The following is a 20,978-nucleotide window of genomic DNA, read 5'->3' as shown; positions in this document are numbered from 1 at the left end:
GGTTTGGTTTTCGAGCAAAAAGCTGTGCACAGGGCAAACGCCGGGCAAAAGAAACCCCGAGAAGTGGGGAGACGACTCGGGGTTAAACGGGGTCTGCTTCGAGACCCGTAGCAGCAAGCGACAAGCACCGGAGCACAATGCTTGATCCTGCTGTTATGGGGTCTGACTGACAGGGATGCAGGAAGGTTCCCACAAAAAATATTTCATCTTTACAGGGCCGGACGCTTGTCCAGAGCTGCATTGCGCAACGCCGCAATGACGCAGGGTTCCAGCCGCCCTTCGGCGATCATCACGTCACGGTGCAGGCCGTCCACCACGTCGGTCAGCAAGCGCTTGTCGCTCAACTGGGCCTGATTGAATTCGCGTTCCACCACAATGGCGCCGCTGCTGTTCTTCAGCGTCACCAGACATTCACCATGGCTGCCGCGAGGGGTCAGCGTCACCTGATACGGGCTCAGAGCCTCACCGAGCAATAGACTGATACTTTCCATCTCGATCTCCACTCAATAGTCCGAAAACACAGTGCCTGGGGCGTGTTCACATTAAATGACCACCGGCCCGAGAAGAAAGTTCTGCCTGTCACGTTCCGACCTTGCAGGACCGTGTCTGACAGAGCATGCATGGCGAAGATGACAGAAAAATATTCGCCGGTATCAGGCCTCGATGAGTGCCTGCGCAGTGATCAGATAACTGTCCAGCAGACCTCGCATCAACACCGCCGAAACCGGTGTCTGCAGACGCCCCAGCAGGCGCAGGCGTTGTTGACGAAGCACCGGCTCCAGGTCACTCAACAAACTCTGCGCGACCGAGCCCAGCAGAATCAGGGCACGCGCCTCATGGTGCGCCGCCAGGTGATGAATCAATGCCAACCCATCGCCACCTTTGAGCTGCGGATCGCAAATGGCGATATCGACCGCACCGCGATGCCCCAGTGAAGACAAGGCTGACGCCAGCGAAGGCGCGGTCAATACGTCGTAGATGCCGATGGCATTGAGCATTTGATGCAATGCCATCAGCTGGAACGGGTTGGGTTCAAGAATCAGGACTTTAAGCGAGCGCATGGGCGACCTCTGGAGCGATCATCGCGGACTCTCACCGCAGGTGTCGTTCACTCTAGGGCAGGCGTCTTAAGCCTCCCATCAGAAAAGTAGCCGCGTCTTGCAGGACATTTCCCTTCTTTACTGCAGACAGCGGCACCCGCTCTCGGTCCGACGCTGGGTGATGTCGGTCCAGCCGCCCAACAAGCCGCGCAATTTGCCGTCGCCGCTGTAAAACGGCACGGTCCACTGATAAACCTCGCGAGGCCCGCCCTTGAACAGCAGTTGGCGTTTGCTGAAGCGCGACTTGCGGGTTTGCAACTGGGCGATGAATTCGTCGTGGAGCATCCGCGCGGTGGTTTCCGGAAACGCATCGACTTCGATCAGCAAGCGTCCCTGCATCTGGTCCTGGCGCACCGACAGCGCCTCTTCGTAACTGCGATTGCAGATGATCAAACGCCCGTGCAGATCACGGACAAACACCGGATCCGGCATCGAATCGATCAGAGCGTGCTGAAAGGCCAGTTGATCGCCCAACTCCTTTTCCGCCGCGCAGCGCAGCTTGATCACGGCCGCCAGGCGCCGGTTCCACACCAGCGACAGCATTCCGAAAACGCCGATTCCCCCCATCGCCCAGCATGCCCACTCGACCAGGCGCTTCCACACGGAGGGCACGGGCGGCGGCGAAACGCCTGCCAGCCACTTTAGTCGAATCGCCCGCAACTCCGCAGCAGGGAAAGCTTCCAGCGCCTTGTTAAGAATACTCAGTAGTTGCGGCATGCCTTTTCGTACAGCCAGATGATCGGCTTCCCACTTGCCCTCTACCAGAGCACCGACCTTGAGCATGCCCAACGGATAGAGCTGCGCGCCGATTTCGTTTTCGATGGTTGCGTAGGCTTCCCCACTCTCGACCAGCGCCCGCGCTTCGGCGTAGGTTTTCACCGAGCGTATTTCAATCGACGGATAATCGCGCCGAATCGCATCCTCCAGGGCATGACGGGCGGGCAGCACCAGAACGCGCTTCGCCAGTTGCTCGAAAGACTCCACCCTCGGGGCATTGGCATGTCCGACAAACACCCAGCCAGCCCCTCCGAAAGCATGACTGAAATCGAGAAACGCCTTGCGTTCATCGCTCATGGCCAACGTCGTACTGATGTCCGCGACCCCGCTTTGCAGGCGATCGAGCATATGGTCGGTAGAGAACGATTCCTGGTGCTCGAATTGCAGTCCGGTCATAGCGCTGACCCGCTTGAGCACATCGTTGTTCAGACCGCTCCACTGGCCGTGTTCGTCCTGAAACAGGTACAGCGGATATTGCACCGATGCCACCGTTACTCTGGGGTTGTCACGGATCCATTGCCGCTCGTGCGCATCCAGTTCGACAACCGGCACAGTGCCCGACGCATTGGCCTGATCGAGTGCCATCTGCGCTGCCACGCCGCTGTGCATCCATCCCAGCACCGCCAACAAAAACAACCAGCCCAGTGCCGGTTTCAAACCTCTGTAAAACAGCATTGCCATTTCCTTCGTGATCGACTCACCCGTCCTTCGTGGGTGAAAACCCGAGCAGTGTGGCAGCAGAAACAAAAAAGCCCGTCAGGAGACGGGCTTCAAAATGTGACAGCTTTTACTGGCTTAGAGTGGCTTGCCGCGGTTGCCATGCTGGCTGACAAAGGCTTGCACGGCTTTCAGGTCGTTTGGCAGAACCGTGCAACGCTCGTTTCGCTCAAACAAATCAGAAAGATGTGCAGGTAGTTCGAGCGCTTTTCCTACACCCGCTTTCTCCACTGCCTCAGGAAACTTGACCGGATGGGCAGTGCCCAGAATTACCATCGGGATATCCAGACTGCGACGGCATTCGCGCGCAGCTTTCACACCGATGGCAGTGTGCGGGTCGAGGACTTCACCGGTTTGCTCGTAGACGTCGGCGATGGTTTCGCAGGTCTGCGCATCGTCCACCGCCAGCGAATCGAACAGCTTGCGTGCTTCGGTCCAGCGTTCTTGTTCGACGCTGAAACTGCCGTCCTTTTTGAACGAGTCCATCAGGCCGGCAATCGCCGCACCGTTACGCCCGTGCAGGTCGAACAGCAGGCGCTCGAAGTTCGACGACACCATGATATCCATCGACGGCGACAGCGTCGCGTGCAGGGTTTCCTTGACGTACTGGTTGCCGCTCATGAAGCGGTGCAGGATGTCGTTGCGGTTGGTTGCCACGATCAACTGATTGATCGGCAGGCCCATGTTGCGCGCCAGGTAGCCGGCGAAGATGTCGCCGAAGTTGCCGGTCGGTACCGAGAACGACACCGAACGCGCCGGACCGCCCAACTGCAGGGACGCATGGAAGTAGTAAACGATCTGGGCCATGATCCGCGCCCAGTTGATCGAGTTCACCGCCACCAGACGCGTGCCTTTGAGGAAGCTCTGGTCGGCGAAGCTGTTCTTGACCATTTCCTGGCAGTCATCGAAGTTGCCTTCGATGGCGATGTTGTGGATGTTCTCGCCGAAGATCGTCGTCATCTGCCGACGCTGCACTTCCGATACACGCTGATGCGGGTGCAGGATGAAGATGTCGACGTTTTCGCAGTGCTTGCAGCCTTCGATGGCCGCCGAACCGGTGTCACCAGAGGTGGCACCGACAATCACCACGCGCTCGCCGCGCTTTTCCAGCACGTAATCGAGCAGACGACCGAGCAGTTGCAGGGCGAAGTCCTTGAACGCCAGGGTCGGGCCATGGAACAGCTCCAGCACCCATTCATTACCGTTCAACTGACGCAGTGGCGCAACGGCGCTGTGGGCGAACACACCGTAGGTTTCTTCGAGGATCTTCTTGAAATCGGCATCCGGGATGCTGCCGGTGACAAACGGGCGCATCACCCGGAAGGCCAGTTCGTGATAAGGCAGGCCAGCCCAGGAAGCGATCTCTTCCTGAGTGAAACGTGGCAGGTTTTCCGGGACGTACAGACCGCCATCGGTCGCCAGACCGGCCAGCAGGACCTCTTCGAAATTCAGGGCCGGGGCCTGGCCGCGAGTACTGATATATCGCATTTTTTTCAAACCTTCGGTTTGAGCTGCAAGCTGCAAGCTGCAAGTCGCAAGTAAAAGCCAGACTGCTTCTCTCTTGCCGCTTGCAGCTCGAAGCTTGCCGCTGCTTTTAGTTCAAATGTTCGACACGGATCCGTACAACCGGGCCGTCGACGCCAGCCAGTGCTTCCAGCGCGGTGATCGCATCATTGATGCGTTGCTCGACCACGCGGTGGGTCAGCAGGATCATCGGCACCAGGCCGTCATGCTCTTCGACTTCCTTCTGCATGATCGATTCGATATTGATGCCGCGCTCCGACAGGATGCTCGCCACCTGCGCCAGTACGCCCGGATGATCCTTGGCGTGAATGCGCAGGTAGTAAGCGCTTTCGCAGGCTTCGATCGGCAGGATCGGATGCGCCGACAGCGAGTCCGGCTGGAAGGCCAGGTGCGGCACACGGTTTTCCGGGTCGGAAGTCATCGCGCGAACCACGTCGACCAGATCGGCGATCACCGACGAAGCGGTCGGCTCCATGCCAGCGCCGGCGCCATAGAACAGCGTCGAACCGGCCGCATCACCGTTGACCATGACGGCGTTCATCACGCCGTTGACGTTGGCGATCAGGCGATCGGCCGGAATCAGCGTCGGGTGCACGCGCAACTCGATGCCGGCGTCAGTGCTGCGCGCCACACCCAAGTGCTTGATGCGATAGCCCAGCGCTTCGGCGTAGTTGACGTCGGCAGTGGTCAGTTTGGTGATGCCTTCGGTGTACGCCTTGTCGAATTGCAGCGGAATACCGAAGGCGATAGACGCCAAAATGGTCAGCTTGTGCGCGGCATCGATGCCTTCGACGTCGAAGGTCGGATCGGCTTCGGCGTAACCCAGCGCTTGCGCTTCGGCGAGCACGTCTTCGAACGTACGACCTTTTTCGCGCATTTCGGTGAGGATGAAGTTGCCGGTGCCGTTGATGATCCCGGCAACCCAGTTGATGCGGTTGGCGGACAGGCCTTCGCGGATCGCCTTGATCACCGGAATGCCACCGGCCACCGCCGCTTCGAATGCCACGATCACGCCTTTCTCGCGTGCCTTGGCGAAAATCTCATTACCGTGAACGGCTATCAGCGCCTTGTTCGCGGTGACCACATGCTTGCCATTCTCGATGGCCTTGAGTACCAGCTCGCGGGCAACGGTGTAGCCGCCCATCAGCTCTATGACGATGTCGATCTCAGGGTTCGTGGCCACTTCGAAGACATCGTTGGTAATCGCAATACCGGTCGTCTGGAACTGAGGCTTTGGCGTGCGCGTGGCAATTTGCGCCACTTCGATTCCACGCCCGGCACGACGAGCAATTTCCTCGGCGTTGCGCTGAAGTACGTTGAAGGTACCGCCACCGACGGTCCCTAACCCACAGATGCCTACTTTGACCGGATTCACTGTGAACTCCCCATGAAACGGCCGACACAGGGTCGGCCGGAAAACAACCGCGTGCTCGCGGCTCTCTGTTGATGGCCCGGCGCTGCTGCTGCCGGACCACGATCGTCAACGGTTACCCGTGACGATGCGAATTACTTCGCGCCCAGTGCCAGTTTGGCGACTTGTGGCGCCGGCTGGTAGCCCGGAATGACCTGGCCGTCGGCCAAAACGATGGCCGGTGTACCGTTCACGCCGATCGACTGACCTAGCGCGAATTGCTTGGAAACCGGGTTATCGCACTTGGCGGCTTTGATTTCCTTGCCATCGACCATTTTGTCCATGGCGGCTTTCTTGTCTTTCGAGCACCAAACCGCTTGCAGCTGTTCGTCGCCAGGCGAATTCAGGCCCTGGCGCGGGAACGCCACGTAGCGCACTTCGATGCCGCGCTTGTTCAGCTCGGGCACTTCGGCATGCAGTTTGTGGCAGTACGGACAGGTGGTGTCGGTGAACACGGTGATGTGCGATTTGGTCTCGCCCACGGCCGGGTAGACCACGGTTTCGGCCACCGGGATGGCATTGATCAGTTTGGAAATGCCCAGGCGTTCGGTCTTCTCGGTCAGGTTGACCGGTTTGCCATTCGCGAGCTGGTACAGATTGCCCTGCACGATGTACTGGCCATCGGCACTGGCGTACAGCACGCGGCTGCCTTTGAGTTTGACTTCGTACATGCCAGGCAACGGGCTGGCACTGATGCTTTCGACTGGAACCTCGAGTTCGAGTTTTTCCAGGCTTTGACGAATGGCTTTGTCGGCCGCGTCGTCGGCGACGGCAAAGGTGCTCACCAGCGCAATAGCGGCGGCGGCGAAAATCTGGGTCAGACGCATGAGTACTCCTGAGGGCGGGCCAATGAAACGATCAGAACGCCCGTGCGAAACACCGGGTCATAACCGTCCATCGTGCAAACCGGCAAAGCCTAACACATAAGGCCGCGAGGGCCGAATGCGCCTGTCGCCACACACTCATGTGCAACTGACACACCTTCATGCTTGTACAACTGACCCACAACCACATGTGGCTGACGCACATCATTGTGGCGAGGGGATTCATCCCCGCCGGGTTGCGAAGCAGCCCTAAACCATCCACCGCGATCTTTCAGTCAAAATCGAGCCAGCCGGGTTTGCGACTGCTGCGCAGCCGAACGGGGATAAATCCCCTCGCCACAGGTCAGTATTTCAACATTATGGGATGTGTCAGCCGCGTGGGTGGTGTTTGGCGTGAAGATCCTGCAATCGGGCGCGGGCGACATGGGTATAGATCTGCGTCGTAGAGAGGTCGCTGTGCCCGAGCAGCATCTGCACCACGCGCAAGTCCGCGCCATGGTTGAGCAGGTGCGTGGCAAATGCGTGGCGCAAGGTATGCGGCGACAGCGACTTGCTGATCCCGGCGACCTTGGCCTGATGCTTGATCCGATGCCAGAACGTCTGCCGGGTCATCTGCTCGCCGCGCTGGCTGGGGAACAGCACATCGCTGGGGCGGCCACCGAGTAATTCTTGACGGCCATCACGCATATAGCGCTCGACCCAGACAATCGCCTCCTCGCCCATCGGCACCAGACGCTCCTTGCTGCCCTTGCCCATCACCCGCAAAACGCCCTGGCGCAGGTTGACCTGCTCCAGTGTCAGGCTGATCAGTTCGGTCACGCGCAGGCCACAGGCATACAGCACTTCCAGCATCGCGCGGTCACGCTGGCCGATGGCGTCACTCAGGTCCGGAGCCTTGAGCAGTGCTTCGACATCGGCTTCCGACAGCGATTTGGGCAACGGCCGGCCCAGTTGCGGCATGTCGACGCGCAACGTCGGGTCGACGCTGATCAGCTTTTCCCGCAGCAGATAGCGATAAAAGCCACGCACCCCGGAGAGAAATCTCGCGGTGGAGCGCGGCTTGTAGTTTTGCTCCAGCCGCCACGCCAGGTGATCGAGGACCAATTCGCGACCGGCATTGATCAGCTCGAGATTTTTCTCCTGCAACCAGCCGTTGAACAGCGCGAGGTCGCTGCGATAGGCGTCGCGGGTGTTGTCGGACAGGCCTTTCTCCAGCCATAAAGCGTCGAGGAATTGATCAATCAGCGGATGGTCGATGGCAGGCATGGGTGCTCAGGGCAGGGCTTTTTCAAGCTGCGTGCAAATAGAGAATAAAGGCGCGCTAGTCTTTCATAGCCGGCCAGATCAAGAAACAGGCAGCTTCATTGAATGAGGCGTGTCAGATTGATCCGGTAAATCGCAGGCAACAAAAAAGCAGCCCGTAGGCTGCTTTTTTCTGCATCGGAAGCTGGGCTTAAGCCAGTTTTTCCTTGATGCGTGCTGCTTTACCCGACAGGTCGCGCAGGTAGTACAGCTTGGCTTTACGTACGTCACCGCGACGTTTAACAGCCATGCTGTCGATCTGCGGGGAGTAGGTCTGGAAAGTACGTTCTACGCCAACACCGTTGGAGATTTTACGAACGGTGAACGCACTGTTCACGCCGCGGTTACGCTTGGCGATTACAACGCCTTCGAACGCTTGCAGACGGGAACGATCGCCTTCCTTCACTTTCACCTGAACGACAATAGTGTCGCCTGGGGCGAAGGTAGGGATTTCTTTGCTCATCTGCTCTGCTTCGAGTGCAAGGATGATTTTGTTGGTCATGCTGTGCTCCTAAGGTAAATCGTTCGATCTACCATCGATACGTTGTTAACTATCGTCCCGCTCGCGGATGTATTCCTCGAGCAGCTTCTTCTCTTCTCCAGAAAGCGAGCGGCTTTCCAGAAGATCGGCGCGTCGTTCATAGGTCCGACCAAGGGACTGCTGTAAACGCCAACGCCGGATATGCGCGTGATTGCCACTCAGCAACACGTCGGGAACACGCTGATCCGCATACACCTCCGGTCGGGTGTAGTGCGGGCAATCCAGCAGACCATCCGTAAAGGAATCTTCCTCAGCGGAATCCGCATGCCCTAAAGCTCCAGGCAGCAGTCGTGTAACCGCATCGATCAGGACCATGGCCGGCAGCTCGCCGCCAGACAGTACATAGTCGCCAATCGACCACTCTTCATCGACATGAGCCTCAATAAAGCGCTCGTCAATGCCTTCGTAGCGGCCGGCAATCAGGATCAATGCATCCGATTGTGCCAGCTCGCGTACCGCCGACTGAGTCAGTTGACGGCCTTGGGGGGACAGGTAAATCACCTTCGCCGCCTCCCCGGCTGCTGCCTTGGCCTGAGCCAGCGCATCTTCCAGGGGCTTGATCTTCATCACCATGCCCGGACCACCGCCAAACGGGCGATCGTCCACAGTGTGATGCCGATCCGTCGTGTAATCTCGCGGATTCCAACAGGTCAGCTGCAAGAGCCCCTGTTTGACCGCACGACTGGTGATGCCGTAATCGCCAATGGCGGAAAACATCTCGGGAAACAAACTGATCACTTCTACGCGCAAGTTAGCCACGTTCAGAAGTCCGCGTCCCAATCCACCTTCATCTCGCCCGCTTCCAGGTCGACAGCCAACACGCATTGCTCCGTATAGGGCAACAGGCGTTCGCGATCATCCAGGCTGCCAGCGCAAGGCTTGACGACCATTACATCATTGGCGCCGGTTTCCAGAAGATGATCGATTTTCCCGAGCAGTTGCCCGAGGGTGTCGATGACCTTCAGACCTTCCAGCTGGTACCAGTAGTACTCGCCTTCGGTCAATTCAGCGAACAGGTTGCGCGGCACGCAGATCTCATAACCGGCCAGAAGACGAGCTTCTTCACGATCATCGAGACCCTTGAGCTTGGCGACCAGGAACTTGTCGCTCCCGCGTCCACTGACCAGCTCGACCTGTTTGACATTGCCTTCGCGCTTGAGCGTCCAGGTTTTGTACTGCAACAGGTTTTCAGTCGGATCAGTAAAGGAATAAACCTTCACTTCGCCGCGAACGCCATGAACAGAATAAATTTTGCCAATAACGATCAAATCATCGGCAGGGGCTGGCGTCGCGTTCATATTGCTCAGGCCGCAGCCTTGGCAGATTCCTTCAACAACTGAGCAACGCGCTCAGAAGGTTGTGCACCAACGCTCAGCCAGTAGGCAACGCGCTCTTGGTTCACGGACAGACGGATTTCCTGACCACGGGCAACAGGGTTGAAGAAACCAACCTGTTCTTTGTGGGAGCCGTCACGCGGGTTACGCGAGTCGGTTACGGTCAGGTGGTAAAACGGGCGCTTTTTGGAGCCGCCAAGGGCAAGACGGATTGTTAGCATGTGAACATCGTTCCTGTAGTCGGTGCTGCAAATCTAAATGCACAGCGGGCATGGGTGCCCGAAAGGCCGCATATTCTAAGGAATATCCGGACTTTTGCAAATGACTTTTTCCGGCGCCCATGGCATGCCGTGCAGATTTGCATAGAGAGCCGTCGTTAAAAACGGCCAGTCAGCTCCCGCCGAGTGCGGGTTTGCTGTTGATCCTGCGTCCTTGCAGGGTCTGCGCCGGTGCGACGACCGGCGAAGTCTTGGTGTCCTGTCTCACATTTTCGGCATGCCACCGCCGGGCAACATACCGCCCATGCCGCGCATCATTTTCGCCATACCGCCCTTGGCGGTGAATTTCTTCATCATCTTCTGCATCTGCTTGTGTTGCTTGATCAAGCGGCCGATGTCCTGCACCTGCGTGCCGGAACCCATGGCGATCCGACGCTTGCGTGAACCGCTGATCAGCTCAGGGTCGCGGCGCTCGGCCGGGGTCATGGAATTGATGATGGCTTCCATCTGCTTGAACTGCTTCTCTGCGGCGTTCTGGGCATTGCCCATCTGCGACAGGTTGACGCCGCCGATGCTCGGCAGTTTGTCCATGAGGCCGCCGAGGCCGCCCATGTTCTTCATCTGTTGCAGCTGATCGCGGAAGTCTTCGAGGTCGAAGCCCTTGCCCTTTTTCAGCTTCTTGGCCAGTTTGTCGGCCTTGTCCTTGTCGAGGGTCGCTTCAGCCTGCTCGATCAGGCTGAGCACGTCGCCCATGCCAAGGATCCGCGAGGCGATACGCTCAGGGTGGAACGGATCGAGCGCTTCGCTCTTCTCGCCCATACCGATGAACTTGATCGGCTTGCCGGTGATGGCGCGCACCGACAGTGCGGCACCGCCACGGGCGTCGCCGTCGACCTTGGTCAGGATTACGCCGGTCAGCGGCAGCGCATCGCCGAAGGCCTTGGCGGTGTTGGCGGCGTCCTGACCGGTCATGGCGTCGACCACGAACAGGGTTTCGACCGGGTTGATCGCGGCGTGCAGCGCCTTGATCTCGCCCATCATCTCTTCGTCGATGTGCAGACGACCGGCGGTGTCGACGATGACCACGTCGATGAATTTCAGTTTGGCTTCTTTAATAGCCGCATTGGCGATGTCGACCGGCTTCTGGCTCAGATCGGACGGGAAGAATGTCACGCCAATGTCGTTGGCCAGGGTTTCCAGTTGCTTGATCGCGGCCGGACGGTAAATGTCCGCAGACACGACCATGACCGACTTCTTCTTGCGCTCTTTAAGGAAGCGCGCCAGCTTACCGGCAGTGGTGGTTTTACCCGCGCCCTGCAGACCGGCCATCAGAATCACGGCTGGCGGAACGGCACTCAGGTTGAGGTCTTCGTTGGCCGCGCCCATCAGGCTTTCGAGTTCGGCCTGGACGATCTTCACGAACGCCTGGCCCGGCGTCAGGCTGCGCGACACCTCGGTGCCGACAGCGCGCTCCTTGACCGAATTGACGAAGTCCTTGACCACCGGCAGTGCGACGTCAGCTTCGAGCAACGCCATGCGCACTTCACGCAGGGTGTCTTTGATATTGTCCTCGGTCAGCTTCGCCTTGCCGGTGACATGGCGCAGCGTCTGCGAGAGACGGTCGGTTAAGTTTTCAAACATTGCGCGATCCTTTCAGGCCCTGTACGAACCGGGATAATGGCGGCCCAGACCGGAATCAACATGTGCTCGGCGAGCCTGCGGCGTGGGCAGGTCGCGGATTATAGCGAAGACTGCGGCCGGCGGACACCTCGCCGTCAGCTTGCGGAGTCTTTCGTGCCGTGGCGGTTCTATGCCAAACTCAGCGCCTTTCGGGCTCGCCTAACAGGATTTATGCTCCCCTTGTCACCCAGTTTGCTGACCACCCTCGCCGCCGCCCTGCTCTATGCCGCTGCGACCGTCTATCAAAGCACTCGCCTGGCCACCGGCGCCAAGGCGAACAAGCGCCTGCTGGTCAGCCTCGGCGTCTTCGCCGTGCTCGCCCACGGCGCCAGCCTGCTTACTCATCTATTGACCCCGATCGGCCTCGGCCTGGACTTCTTCAGCGCGTCCAGCCTTATCGCCGCTGCGGTGATTGCCCTGACTCTGCTGGCCTGTTCGCGGATCCCGGTGGAAAACCTGCTGGTGCTGCTGTTCCCGCTCGGTGCGATCACGGTATTGCTGGCGCAGTTCGCGCCGACCGGCACAGTGCAGATCATCGACGAAGAGCCAGGCATTCTCGCGCACATTCTATTGTCGATCCTCGCCTACGGCATGTTCACCATCGCCGTGTTCCAGGCGTTGCTGCTGCTGGTTCAGGACCATCAGCTCAAGCACAAGCACCCGTCCGGGCTGATCAAGAACTTCCCGCCCCTGCAAACCATGGAAAGCCTGCTGTTCGGCTTTCTCTGGGCCGGCTGGACGCTGCTGTCGCTGTCGCTGATTTCCGGTTGGCTGTTCGTTGAGAATCTGTTCGCCCAGCATCTGGTGCACAAGACCCTGCTGGCCTGTCTGGCATGGATCGTCTTCAGCGTGCTGCTGTGGGGTCGCAACCGACTGGGCTGGCGCGGCCACAAGGCGATTCGCTGGACCCTCGCCGGTTTCTGCCTGCTGATGCTGGCGTACTTCGGCAGCAAACTGGTTCGTGAATACATACTGCACATCTGACGGGCGGCATAAATGGACGGTTTGCCCATAGGGCCGATGCTCGCGGTATTTGTCCTGCTGATCTTATGGTCAGGGCTGTTTACCGCCGTCGAAATCGCGCAGCAGCACCTGCTCGCGCAACGGATCGCCTCACGCGCCAGCGACAAGCCGCTGGCGAAGCTGAGCTTCCCGCTCGACAGCCTGATCCTCTGCAACACCCTGTGCCGCGCCCTCGCCGTGATCATCGCGACGCTGCTGGCGATTTTTCTCTGCGAAGAAAATGGCCCGTGGGCGGCCTGCCTTGGCGCCGGTGGCATCCTGTTGGTGTTCGCCGATTATTTCCCGCGCACTTTGGCCCGGCGCTATCCCGACGCCGTGCTGGCGTTCGGCAATGCCCTGCTGGCCGTACCGATGAAAATCGTCTACCCGTTCGCGTGGCTGTTCAGCCGGGTCAGCGCTTTGCTGCTGAGCCCGTTCACGCGCAAGGCTCAGGTGGTGCAACAGAGCGAGGACGAGTTGCCGGCCGATCACGATGATGATCCCGAACATCCGGTCCGCGCCCACCCGGTGTCGGGCATTCATGCGCTGGACAACATCACGGTCAACGACATTCTGGTGCCGCGCAGTGACGTCGACGGCATCAACCTCGACGATCCGATCGAAGAGATCATCGAGCAACTGCGCGAGAACAAGCGCACGCGTCTGCCGGTGTTTCACAGTGACATCAATCAGGTCGAAGCGGTGCTCAACACTCGCCAGATCGGCCATTTGCTGAGCAACGGTGGATTGACCCGCGAGGCACTGCTGGCCGCCAGCTACGAGCCCTACTTCGTCCCGGAAAGCACGCCGCTGCAACTGCAACTGCTGAACTTCCACAAGCAGCAACGCCGTCTCGGCATGGTCGTGGACGAGTACGGTGAAGTGCTGGGCATCGTCACCCTTGAAGACATTCTCGAAGAAATCGTCGGCGAATTCGAAAGCGAGCACAGCCTCGACAATCCGCACATTCATCCCCAGACCGACGGGCGTATGGTGATCGATGGCGCCGCGTCAATCCGCGACCTGAACAAGTGCCTGGGCTGGCACCTGCCGAGCGACGGTCCGAAGACCCTGAACGGCCTGGTCACCGAAGCGCTGGAAACCATTCCGGAAAGCGCGGTGTGCCTGAAGATCGGGCGTTATCGACTGGAAATCCTCGAGACCGAGGAGAACCGGGTGAGCAAGGTGCTGATCTGGCTGACCTCATCGGTGCCTGCTCTGGTGCCTGCTCGATAGAAGATCAAAAGATCGCAGCCTTCGGCAGCTCCTACCCTGCGATCTTTTGCGCTTGTTTGATCGTTAGCCCCCTTCCTATAATCGAGGCGCTTACCCAAGCGCCGTCGATCCCTGTGCCTACCCGGCACTGCCCGGATCCTGACTGTTTCCGCTGCAAACCGACGACTGTTCCTACTCGAAACAGCGCTCGCGCCCTACCCCACATCCCTGGGTGTTCGACCATAATAATTCGCTCCACTGGAGCTCATGACTGTCAGGGATCACCGCATGACGACCCATACCGCTTACAGCGAAACCGCGCCTGCCCAGCCGACCAATTCCGCCACCCGCGTGGCCACGGCAAGCTTTATCGGCACTGCTATCGAGTTCTACGACTTCTACGTTTACGCCACTGCTGCGGCGCTGGTGATCGGGCCGGTGTTCTTTCCGCAGACCTCCGGCACGGCGCAGATGCTTTCGGCGTTTCTCACTTTCGGCATTGCCTTCCTCGCCCGACCACTGGGTTCGGCACTGTTTGGCCACTTCGGCGACCGTATCGGCCGTAAATCGACGCTGGTCGCCTCGCTGCTGTTGATGGGCGTGTGCACCACCTTGATTGGCGTGCTACCGGGCTACGACAGCATTGGTGCCTGGGCGCCGATTCTGCTGTGCGTGCTGCGTTTCGGTCAGGGCCTGGGCCTTGGCGGCGAATGGGGCGGTGCGGCGCTGCTGGCCACGGAAAACGCGCCGAAGGGCAAACGCGCCTGGTTCGGCATGTTCCCGCAGCTCGGGCCATCGATTGGTTTTCTTGCGGCCAACGGCCTGTTTCTGACCCTGGCGATGACCCTGGATGATGAACAGTTCCGCAGCTGGGGCTGGCGCATTCCGTTTCTGCTCAGCGCGGCGCTGGTGATGGTCGGCCTGTATGTGCGCCTCAAATTGCATGAAACGCCAGTGTTCGCCAATGCGATCGCCCGTCAGGAGCGAGTGAAAGTGCCGCTGATCGAGTTGTTCAGCCAATACTGGGCGCCGACCCTGCTCGGTGCGGCGGCGATGGTGGTGTGCTATGCGCTGTTCTATATCTCGACGGTGTTTTCCCTGAGCTACGGCGTGGCCACGCTGGGTTATAGCCGCGAAACGTTCCTCGGCCTGCTGTGCTTTGCCGTGTTGTTCATGGCCGCAGCGACGCCATTATCCGCTTGGGCCAGCGACCGTTACGGGCGCAAACCGGTGCTGATCATCGGTGGCGTGCTGGCGATTCTGTCCGGGTTCCTGATGGAGCCATTGCTGACGCAGGGCTCGACCTGGGGCGTGGCGCTGTTTCTGTGCATCGAGTTGTTTTTGATGGGCGTGACATTCGCACCGATGGGCGCGCTGTTGCCTGAGCTGTTTCCGACCCACGTGCGTTATACCGGCGCTTCAGCGGCGTACAACCTGGGCGGCATCGTCGGGGCCTCGGCGGCGCCGTTCTTTGCGCAGAAACTGGTGGCGATGGGCGGGTTGAGCTATGTCGGCGGGTATGTGTCGGCGGCGGCGGTGTTGAGCCTGATTGCGGTGTTGTGTTTGAAGGAGACGCGCAATAACGATCTGAATCAGGTTGCCTGACAGAAGATCAAGAGCTTCGCGAGCAGGCTCGCTCCCACAGGGTTTTGGGATTGGTCACAGATTCTCTGTTCACCCAATCCCATGTGGGAGCGAGCCTGCTCGCGAATGGATGCCGCGACCCGGTTTACAGCTCGACAACAACCGCCTGCGACGCACGGGTCGCCTTGGCGCGAGCAGCCTCGATCGACTCATCCCGCGCCAGCGCCACGCCCATGCGGCGCTGACCGTTCACTTCCGGCTTGCCGAACAGACGCAGCGCGGTATCCGGCTCGCTCAACGCAGCGCCCAGATTGGCGAATGCGGTCTGGGTCGACTGGCCTTCAACCAGAATCACTGCCGACGCCGACGGGCCGAACTGACGGATCAGCGGTACCGGCAGGCCGAGAATGGCGCGGGCATGCAGGGCAAACTGCGACAGGTCCTGAGAAATCAGCGTCACCAGCCCGGTGTCATGCGGACGTGGCGAAACTTCGCTGAACCACACCTGATCACCTTTGATGAACAGCTCGACACCGAACAGACCACGGCCACCCAGCGCTTCCGTCACAGCTTTGGCAACGCGCTCGGATTCAGCCAGAGCAATCGGGCTCATGGCCTGCGGCTGCCAGGATTCCTGATAGTCGCCCTTCTCCTGACGGTGACCGACCGGTGCACAGAACGTGGTGCCGCCAATGTGGCGCACGGTCAGCAGGGTGATTTCGTAATCGAAATCGATGAAGCCTTCGATGATCACCCGACCTTTGCCGGCGCGACCGCCCTCTTGCGCGTAATCCCAGGCTTTTTGCACATCATCGGCGCTGCGCAGCAGGCTCTGACCCTTGCCCGACGAACTCATTACCGGCTTGACCACGCAGGGGAAACCCAGGTCCTGAACGGCTTTGCTGTAGTCCTCGAAGGTGTCGGCAAAGTGGTACGGCGAAGTCGGCAGATCCAATTCTTCGGCAGCCAGACGACGAATACCTTCGCGGTTCATGGTCAGTTGCGCCGCACGCGCGGTCGGAATCACGGTGAAGCCTTCGGCTTCCAGCTCGACCAGTGTGGCGGTGGCGATGGCTTCGATTTCCGGCACGATGAAGTGCGGCTTCTCGGCTTCGATCACTGCACGCAGAGCAGCGCCGTCGAGCATGTTGATCACGTGGCTGCGATGGGCGACTTGCATGGCCGGCGCGTTGGCGTAGCGGTCGACGGCAATCACTTCAACGCCCAGGCGCTGCAGTTCGATTACCACTTCCTTGCCCAACTCACCACAGCCACACAGCAATACGCGGGTCGCGGTTGGCGACAATGGAGTTCCGATACGGGTCATCTCAGGTCCTCAAAGGAAGCGGATCATCGAGGAAAGCCACGCAGGTGTGCTTTCCATGGGGAGAAAGCGCGGCATTTTACATGAACCCGAGGGTTTGGCTTCAGCTGGCGACAGCCTGTTTGCGATCACGCCAGGCCATGATCAGCCAGACGGCGGTGACGCCGGCGAACTTCGAGGCCAGCGCGGTGATGATCACCGGCGGCGTCAAGGCGTCGATCATGCCGAAGAAGATGAAGGTATCCAGTGGAATACTCAGCGCCGAACTGATCCACAGACGATCACGCAACGGCCGCTTGGTGACGCTGAACACCAGCCAGTCGATGCACTCGGAGACCGCAAACGCCGTGGCGCTGGCCAGCGCGATGGAAGGGTCGGACGTGATGTAGGAAAGCACCAGCGCCGCCAGCATCGCCACGATCGCGCCGTGACCGAAGCGCGTTTGCACCATGTCGCGCAGCACGAACACCAGCCCGCCCCAGGCCGACCAGATGATGTCCAGGTGCGGAGCGGTGGAAAAGGCGAAGTTGATCAGCACGACGCTGCTGATGTAGGCGATGAGAAAGATCATGGGGGTGGCCTGTAAATGTGGCGCACAGGTTACTTGAGCGCTGGTATTGCGCCAATAGGTGCGGTGACAGGACCGACGTCTTCGCGAGCAGGCTCGCTCCCACAGTGGAATGCATTTTCAAGGTGGGAGCGAGCCTGCTCGCGAAAGCGCTGGCTCAGACGCCTGACTTCGCGGGAATCATCCAGACCAATCCACTCGCCTTCGCCCGTTCATGACACAACCCCAGCACCACCCGGCGCTCGTCATTGTTCATGCGGCCCCAGCGGGTGATCTCCGCGACCGTGCGCTGGCATCCGGTACAAACGTCATCTTCATCCAGCGCGCAAATATTCACGCACGGCGAGGCGACGGGTCGTTCAACAGTCGTCATTGTTCCTGCTCGACCAGATCGCGGGCGTAACGCTGCGAGTTATGCACATAGTGCGCGGCGCTGGCTTCGAGCATCTTTTTCTGCGCCTCGGTCAGTTCACGCACGACCTTGCCCGGCGAGCCCATCACCAGCGAACCGTCGGGAATTTCCTTGCCTTCGCCGATCAGGGAATTGGCGCCGATGATGCAGTTCTTGCCGATCTTCGCGCCATTGAGAATCACCGCGTTGATACCGATCAGGCTGTAATCGCCGACCGTGCAGCCGTGGAGCATCGCGTTGTGGCCGATAGTCACGCCGGTACCGATGGTCAGTGGGTAACCCATGTCTGTGTGCATCACCGTGCCGTCCTGCACATTGCTGTTCTTGCCGATGAGGATCAGTTCGTTGTCGCCGCGCAACACAGCGTTGAACCAGACGTTGGCGCCCTCTTCCAGGCGAACCTTGCCCACCAGCACGGCATTGGGCGCGACCCAGCTCTGTGGATGGGTTTCGACACGGGCGTCGCCCAGGCGGTATTTCATTTCGTTTTCCTCGGGCTCACGGCCGTTCGAACGACGGCTCAGGTATCGATAAAACTTTTCGGCGGTCGGTGCAGGCTGATTTTGGCGTCATAGAGCAGGTTGATCAACTCGACGATCATGATCGCCGTCAGGCCCCAGATCTTGTACTCGCCGAAGCGATAGCTCGGCACGTACCAGCTGCGGCCCTGATAGTCGATGCGATGGGTATGCTCGCGCGGGTCCTTGCGGAAGAATTCCAGCGGTACGCTGAAGACGGCGGCGATCTCGGCATCGTTGGGCTGGTATTCGACAAAGTCGGGAATCACCCCGACATACGGCGTTACCTTGATGCCGTGCAGGGAAATCAGCGGACTCAGCGGGCCGATGACTTCGACCAGACCCGGCGGCAGGCCGATTTCTTCTTCGGCTTCGCGCAGCGCGGTGAAGATCAGGTCCGGGTCTTCCGGGTCGCGGCGTCCACCAGGGAAGGCGACCTCGCCGCCGTGGGTCGAAAGCCCGCTGGCGCGCAGGGTCAGGACCAGTTCCGGTTCGTCACTGCGGGTGATCGGCACCAGCACGGCGGCTTCGGGAAAACGTGCGTCGGTCTCCAGCGTGCGCGGTGTGTGGTTGCTTACCCTATGCAGTAGCTCGTCCAGCATGAGTGTTCTCGATCGGTGCCTTGCTCCGCATCATGCACCAATCAAAGCGAGCGCCCAAGCCCCCGAAACCCGTCGTGTCGCGAAACGACAACTTGCCGACCGGCCCCGCTGCACGCCAAGATAGGCACAGCATTCAGGAACCCGAGCATGAAATTTTGCAGCCACTGCGGTAACCCGGTCACCCAGCGCATTCCCGAAGGCGACTCGCGGCTGCGATTTGTCTGCGACAGCTGTCAGACCATTCACTACCAGAACCCCAACATCGTCGCCGGGTGCGTACCGACCTGGGGGACGAAAGTGCTGCTCTGCCGCCGCGCCATCGAGCCGCGTCTCGGTTACTGGACGCTGCCTGCCGGCTTCATGGAAAACGGCGAGACCATCGAGCAGGCCGCCATCCGCGAAACCGCCGAAGAAGCCTGCGCCCGGGTGCGCAACCTGAGCATTTACACGCTGATCGACGTGCCGCACATCAGCCAGGTGCATGTGTTCTTTCGCGCCGAACTGGCCGATCTGCAATACGCGGCCGGGCCGGAAAGCCTTGAAGTGCAGCTGTTCGAAGAAGCCGACATTCCCTGGGACGAGCTGGCTTTCCGCACGGTCGGGCGTACCTTAGAATGCTTCTTCGCTGATCGGCGCGTCGAGAAGTATCCGGTTCGTTCGGAATCGATTCCGCCATTGGTTCAGCCGGTGATTGTTGGCTAGAAGATCAAAAGATCGCAGCCTTCGGCAACTCCTACCTAAAACCTGATTGCGTCACTCCTTGGGGAATCGTTTCAATGCGCTGGTTGCTTGCCCTGTTCTGCCTGTCGTTCGTCAGCGTTTCGCAAGCGTCATTCGTGACCACCGTGACGCCCTCGAACACTCCACTGATCGAAAAAGTCCTGGTACTCAAATCAGCCCACCAACTGCAGCTGATTGCCGACGGCAAGCCGCTGAAGACCTATCGCATTTCCTTGGGCAAGGGCGCGAAGAAAGGCCCGAAACTGATCGAGGGCGACAAACGCACACCCGAAGGTTTCTATTGGATCGACTGGCGCAAGACCAGCGACAAATTCAACCTGTCGATGCACATCTCCTACCCGAACATCAGCGATGCCGCCCGCGCGCGTCGTGAAGGCGTTGAGCCTGGCGGGATGATCATGATCCACGGCACCCCGGACTCGGCAGACAATCCGGAACAGCTGTTCCATACCCTCGACTGGACCGACGGCTGCATCGCCATGCGCAACGTCGACATGCGTGAAGTTTGGAATCTGGTACCGGACGGCACGATGATCGAGATTCGTCCGTAACCTCGACCGCTGGTCACCGCAAAAAAAATAAATCAAAAGATCGCAGCCTGCGACGGCGCCTACAGGGGTGATACCACTCTCAACTGTAGAAGCTGTCGCAGGCTGCGATCTTTTGCTTTTTATAGGCCATCACTAATACCACTTTAAACACTGCCCCCTGAAAACCGCCAATCCATTGGGTCATACGCCGGTTCATCGCGTTGACATGGTATTCAAGTGGTATTAGCTTCCGTTGCACAAGCGAGCCACAACAATCCTATACTCGCGACGGAAACGACCTACATGAACGACCTCCAGCCCCTACGTCCCGACGATTCCCAGCCGACGCCGCTGTACTTGCAACTGGCGCGCAATCTGGAAGCGGCGATTCATGCCGGGCAGTGGAAGGCCGAACAGGCGATGCCGTCCGAGCGCAATCTCAGCGACCAGCTCGGCATCTCCCGGGTCACCGCACGCAAGGCGCTGGAAGTCTTGCTCGAGCAAGGCCTGATCCGCCGCCTGCAAGGCTCGGGCACCTTCATCACCCCACGCCTGGAACAACCTCTGTCGCGTCTTTCCGGCTTCAGCGAAATGCTGCGCCTGAAAGGTTTCGTGCCGAGTTCGAAATGGCTGGAGCGGGAGATCACCCTCCCAACCCACGAAGAACTGATCCGCCTCAGCCTGTCGCCGAATGACAAGGTGGCGCGCATGAAGCGCCTGCGCAAAGCCGATGACACGGTCATGGCGATCGAAATGAGCACCCTGCCCGCGTCGATCATGCCCAGGCCGCAAGCGGTGGGCGATTCGCTGTACGAATACCTCGACGGCATCGGCAAACCGATCGTCCGCGCCCTTCAGCACATCCAGGCAATCAACGCCTCGGACGAATTCGCCGCACTGGTCGGCATCGCCCCCGGCACCGCCATGCTGCTGATGACCCGGGTCGGCTATCTGGAAGACAACACACCGATCGAAGTCACCGACACCTATTGCCGCAATGACTACTACGACTTTGTTGCAGAGCTTCGTAGATAAAGAGCTTCGTAGATAAAGA

At 59.6% G+C, this 20,978-nt stretch carries 23 protein-coding genes; 6 read left to right on the top strand and 17 right to left on the bottom strand.

From position 1 onward, the window contains the following. Nucleotides 1-209 precede the first annotated feature (209 nt). The 12 genes from ACZ9BE_RS02815 to ffh all read right to left on the bottom strand — a co-directional run bounded on the left by ACZ9BE_RS02815 (nucleotide 210) and on the right by ffh (nucleotide 11,389). Nucleotides 210-491, bottom strand: a complete 282-nt coding sequence (locus ACZ9BE_RS02815; RefSeq protein WP_016771530.1) for a DUF3509 domain-containing protein — start codon at nucleotides 489-491, stop codon at nucleotides 210-212. Nucleotides 492-653: 162 nt separating this feature from the next. Then, nucleotides 654-1,061 carry a response regulator gene (locus ACZ9BE_RS02810; protein WP_041478191.1) on the bottom strand — a complete coding sequence of 136 codons (408 nt, stop codon included), beginning with the start codon at nucleotides 1,059-1,061 and terminating at the stop codon, nucleotides 654-656. A 117-nt stretch (nucleotides 1,062-1,178) separates the two neighbouring features. After that, a complete protein-coding gene (locus tag ACZ9BE_RS02805) occupies nucleotides 1,179-2,552 on the bottom strand; it encodes a transporter substrate-binding domain-containing protein (RefSeq protein ID WP_056783127.1) in 1,374 nt (457 codons plus the stop codon). A 120-nt stretch (nucleotides 2,553-2,672) separates the two neighbouring features. Then, nucleotides 2,673-4,082 carry a threonine synthase gene (gene thrC, locus ACZ9BE_RS02800; RefSeq protein WP_024011723.1) on the bottom strand — a complete coding sequence of 470 codons (1,410 nt, stop codon included), beginning with the start codon at nucleotides 4,080-4,082 and terminating at the stop codon, nucleotides 2,673-2,675. Between the two features lie 106 nt (nucleotides 4,083-4,188). Continuing rightward, nucleotides 4,189-5,493 carry a homoserine dehydrogenase gene (locus ACZ9BE_RS02795; protein ID WP_024011722.1) on the bottom strand — a complete coding sequence of 435 codons (1,305 nt, stop codon included), beginning with the start codon at nucleotides 5,491-5,493 and terminating at the stop codon, nucleotides 4,189-4,191. Nucleotides 5,494-5,624: 131 nt separating this feature from the next. Further along, nucleotides 5,625-6,356 carry a bifunctional protein-disulfide isomerase/oxidoreductase DsbC gene (dsbC, locus tag ACZ9BE_RS02790; protein WP_016771534.1) on the bottom strand — a complete coding sequence of 244 codons (732 nt, stop codon included), beginning with the start codon at nucleotides 6,354-6,356 and terminating at the stop codon, nucleotides 5,625-5,627. A gap of 366 nt (nucleotides 6,357-6,722) precedes the next feature. Beyond that, complete coding sequence (gene xerD, locus ACZ9BE_RS02785; protein ID WP_056783123.1) at nucleotides 6,723-7,619, bottom strand: site-specific tyrosine recombinase XerD; 897 nt, start codon at nucleotides 7,617-7,619, stop codon at nucleotides 6,723-6,725. Between the two features lie 187 nt (nucleotides 7,620-7,806). Next, nucleotides 7,807-8,157: a 50S ribosomal protein L19 gene (gene rplS / locus ACZ9BE_RS02780; RefSeq protein ID WP_041478196.1), complete on the bottom strand. Its 351-nt coding sequence runs from the start codon at nucleotides 8,155-8,157 to the stop codon at nucleotides 7,807-7,809. Between the two features lie 45 nt (nucleotides 8,158-8,202). Continuing rightward, entirely contained in the window at nucleotides 8,203-8,955 is a 753-nt protein-coding gene (gene trmD / locus ACZ9BE_RS02775; protein WP_038860625.1) for a tRNA (guanosine(37)-N1)-methyltransferase TrmD, read from the bottom strand. Between the two features lie 2 nt (nucleotides 8,956-8,957). Then, on the bottom strand, nucleotides 8,958-9,494 hold the full coding sequence (gene rimM / locus ACZ9BE_RS02770) for a ribosome maturation factor RimM (RefSeq protein WP_016771538.1): 537 nt from the start codon (nucleotides 9,492-9,494) through the stop codon (nucleotides 8,958-8,960). 5 nt (nucleotides 9,495-9,499) lie between these two features. Beyond that, nucleotides 9,500-9,751, bottom strand: coding sequence for a 30S ribosomal protein S16 (rpsP, locus tag ACZ9BE_RS02765; RefSeq protein ID WP_003185073.1), 252 nt, complete (start codon nucleotides 9,749-9,751; stop codon nucleotides 9,500-9,502). 261 nt (nucleotides 9,752-10,012) lie between these two features. Beyond that, a complete protein-coding gene (ffh, locus tag ACZ9BE_RS02760; RefSeq protein WP_007967791.1) occupies nucleotides 10,013-11,389 on the bottom strand; it encodes a signal recognition particle protein in 1,377 nt (458 codons plus the stop codon). Between the two features lie 210 nt (nucleotides 11,390-11,599). Here ffh and ACZ9BE_RS02755 point away from each other — a divergent pair, with 210 nt between their 5' ends. The 3 genes from ACZ9BE_RS02755 to ACZ9BE_RS02745 all read left to right on the top strand — a co-directional run bounded on the left by ACZ9BE_RS02755 (nucleotide 11,600) and on the right by ACZ9BE_RS02745 (nucleotide 15,250). Beyond that, complete coding sequence (locus ACZ9BE_RS02755; RefSeq protein ID WP_016771539.1) at nucleotides 11,600-12,412, top strand: cytochrome C assembly family protein; 813 nt, start codon at nucleotides 11,600-11,602, stop codon at nucleotides 12,410-12,412. 12 nt (nucleotides 12,413-12,424) lie between these two features. Next, on the top strand, nucleotides 12,425-13,666 hold the full coding sequence (locus ACZ9BE_RS02750) for a CNNM domain-containing protein (RefSeq protein ID WP_476248882.1): 1,242 nt from the start codon (nucleotides 12,425-12,427) through the stop codon (nucleotides 13,664-13,666). Between the two features lie 267 nt (nucleotides 13,667-13,933). After that, on the top strand, nucleotides 13,934-15,250 hold the full coding sequence (locus tag ACZ9BE_RS02745) for an MFS transporter (protein WP_476248881.1): 1,317 nt from the start codon (nucleotides 13,934-13,936) through the stop codon (nucleotides 15,248-15,250). A gap of 124 nt (nucleotides 15,251-15,374) precedes the next feature. Here the strand turns inward: ACZ9BE_RS02745 and purT are convergent, their stop codons facing one another. The 5 genes from purT to ACZ9BE_RS02720 form a co-directional block, all read right to left on the bottom strand. Next, nucleotides 15,375-16,556: a formate-dependent phosphoribosylglycinamide formyltransferase gene (gene purT, locus ACZ9BE_RS02740; RefSeq protein ID WP_024011715.1), complete on the bottom strand. Its 1,182-nt coding sequence runs from the start codon at nucleotides 16,554-16,556 to the stop codon at nucleotides 15,375-15,377. Nucleotides 16,557-16,656: 100 nt separating this feature from the next. Beyond that, complete coding sequence (locus ACZ9BE_RS02735; RefSeq protein WP_056783120.1) at nucleotides 16,657-17,124, bottom strand: VUT family protein; 468 nt, start codon at nucleotides 17,122-17,124, stop codon at nucleotides 16,657-16,659. Between the two features lie 154 nt (nucleotides 17,125-17,278). Further along, entirely contained in the window at nucleotides 17,279-17,494 is a 216-nt protein-coding gene (locus ACZ9BE_RS02730; RefSeq protein WP_039759143.1) for a DUF1289 domain-containing protein, read from the bottom strand. Then, on the bottom strand, nucleotides 17,491-18,015 hold the full coding sequence (locus ACZ9BE_RS02725) for a gamma carbonic anhydrase family protein (protein ID WP_016771546.1): 525 nt from the start codon (nucleotides 18,013-18,015) through the stop codon (nucleotides 17,491-17,493). The genes ACZ9BE_RS02730 and ACZ9BE_RS02725 overlap by 4 nt, the downstream gene beginning before the upstream one ends. 38 nt (nucleotides 18,016-18,053) lie before the next feature. Continuing rightward, a complete protein-coding gene (locus ACZ9BE_RS02720; RefSeq protein ID WP_016771547.1) occupies nucleotides 18,054-18,653 on the bottom strand; it encodes a CoA pyrophosphatase in 600 nt (199 codons plus the stop codon). 147 nt (nucleotides 18,654-18,800) lie between these two features. Here ACZ9BE_RS02720 and ACZ9BE_RS02715 point away from each other — a divergent pair, with 147 nt between their 5' ends. From ACZ9BE_RS02715 to ACZ9BE_RS02705, 3 genes are all read left to right on the top strand, one after another. Then, nucleotides 18,801-19,355, top strand: coding sequence for an NUDIX hydrolase (locus ACZ9BE_RS02715; RefSeq protein ID WP_056783116.1), 555 nt, complete (start codon nucleotides 18,801-18,803; stop codon nucleotides 19,353-19,355). 74 nt (nucleotides 19,356-19,429) lie between these two features. Further along, nucleotides 19,430-19,945 (top strand): L,D-transpeptidase family protein, encoded by a 516-nt coding sequence (locus tag ACZ9BE_RS02710; protein ID WP_076566026.1) that lies wholly within the window; start codon nucleotides 19,430-19,432, stop codon nucleotides 19,943-19,945. A 282-nt stretch (nucleotides 19,946-20,227) separates the two neighbouring features. After that, a complete protein-coding gene (locus tag ACZ9BE_RS02705; protein ID WP_056783114.1) occupies nucleotides 20,228-20,959 on the top strand; it encodes a GntR family transcriptional regulator in 732 nt (243 codons plus the stop codon). Nucleotides 20,960-20,978: the final 19 nt, after the last annotated feature.

It is taken from the genome of Pseudomonas sp. TE9122 (assembly GCF_056278925.1).
This window is presented reverse-complemented; position numbering and strand designations above follow the sequence as displayed.